The sequence below is a fragment of the Lewinella cohaerens DSM 23179 genome (assembly GCF_000379805.1).
Classification (GTDB): Bacteria; Bacteroidota; Bacteroidia; order Chitinophagales; family Saprospiraceae; genus Lewinella; species Lewinella cohaerens.
Map to the genome: position 1 here is coordinate 1 of NZ_KB903605.1, position 1767 is coordinate 1767.

Consider the following 1767-nt stretch of genomic DNA (forward strand, 5'->3'; position numbering starts at 1 on the left):
TCCAATCAAAGTAAACCCCTGCGTCGTTTGTATTTATTTCATTTGCTTGTTGTTCGGTAAGATGTAATTCTTGTTCATACAACTTTCTTGGTTTCCTCCCCATTCTTTCCACATAAACTTGAAGATGATAATCTCCTTTTGTAAATCTAAAACCTAACTCATCTTTTGGAAGAAGAAAATGGTGGTTTGCTGAAATTCCTGATTTGTCAACAAACAATCCACTCCCCCTTACAAGTCCTTTATCATCATAAACCCAAATATTGAAGATTTGATTTATGTTCTCTCCTAACAGTTTTACATACATATTTTGGACATATGCCCCTCTTTCGGCAGAACTAAAAAGCAGTGTTCTGATAAATATTTTCCTATGTTGACTTCCGCCTCCATCTGGTCCAAAGAATATAACTGATGGCCTTGTCATTTTTACTTCTCCCTTTTTGATTCTCATTATCCAAAAGGTAACTGCCGAAATTGTCAAAGCCACTATCGATATTGCTAGGGAGATATACTGCATATAGTTTTTATTTCGTTTCGTCTGTTGCAAATTATAGGCCTAATTTACGACCTACTCTCTTTGTCCAATAACTACTGCTCTATTTTCTTGATTGCACCGAACTCAGGCCTAGGCGCAGGCTGACCAAAGGGAAGCTTGTCGTCCTAGGCAAAGTTGGCTGCAGTCATTTATTCATAATCATTTCCTCGTCTTTCAAATACCAGTACTTCTTAACAAATATTTGTTCTGTATCAGAGTCCCTCTCAAATACTTTTAAGTAGCAATGCTTATTTGATGGAAGATAAGAAAGCAAAACTGTATACTTGTACTTCGTTAAAGAGAATTGTTAATGTCAACCTAATAATAGACAACAATTCTTTATTTGTCACTGACTTGTATTCTTTGACTTATCAATATAGATTACTTGTTTCTCATTTTTATCTGAAACTTTCCCCTTAATATCATCAAACTTGTGAAGTCGCAACAGATCTCTGCGAACTGAATCTTCTAGCTTATCTCTAAGCTCTGCAATTTCTTCATAATACGCTTTTCCTGCTTCAATTAATTCAGTGTCATTATCGGTATCATATTCGAAACCGATTTTATTAAAAATGTATACTAGCTTTTGCAGGATATCATTTGTCTTACTGTTAAGCCATAAATTATTGGCATTAACCTTAATTGAGAATGCAGAGTGTTCTAAAAAATAGTCTTTCCCAAACGAGAATATTTGATGAAATGGGCGAGGGTCATTTGAGTCCAGAACAGAAGTTTTCAGAACAGCTATTTGCTGCTCAATCCATTCATACGACTCAATTCTTTTTTTAATCAGTATCTTATAATATTCATACTTGAAGTCTTGCTTCTTAGTGTAAAGATTTATTAACGACGAAAGTATAGTAGCGATTACAGAGCTAGAGACAATCGTTGTTATTAGTGATGCTGTATCCATTCAATTAGACAGTTTTGACCAACCATAAAATACTACAAAAGCCTTGAACACAAATAAAACATAGGCAAATTATTAGAAAAACTAGAGAAAGCCTTAAGTTTTAAGGGCTTTATGAACGGTCATTTCATAGTTTTCCCAATGACTACCGCATTATTCTTTTTGTCTTTTATCTAATTTACTGTTAGGGAGATACCGTGAAATTCAAACTACTTTTTCACTTATTGCAGCCAACTATCAAGCCTACCTGCAGGCCGGAGCCTTGCGGAGGCTTGACAGGTAGGCGGAGTTGTGTGCCGTTTAGTTTTTATATTTTTATCTAAAT

General features: G+C 34.9%; 2 protein-coding genes. Both read right to left on the reverse strand.

The window, feature by feature from the left end; all coding sequences use genetic code 11:
* The coding region (locus tag A3EU_RS0126715) for a hypothetical protein (RefSeq protein ID WP_020539251.1) at positions 1-514 on the reverse strand (514 nt) is incomplete at its 3' end.
* Positions 515-878: 364 nt separating this feature from the next.
* Complete coding sequence (locus A3EU_RS0126720; protein WP_020539252.1) at positions 879-1445, reverse strand: hypothetical protein; 567 nt, start codon at positions 1443-1445, stop codon at positions 879-881.
* Positions 1446-1767 lie beyond the last annotated feature (322 nt).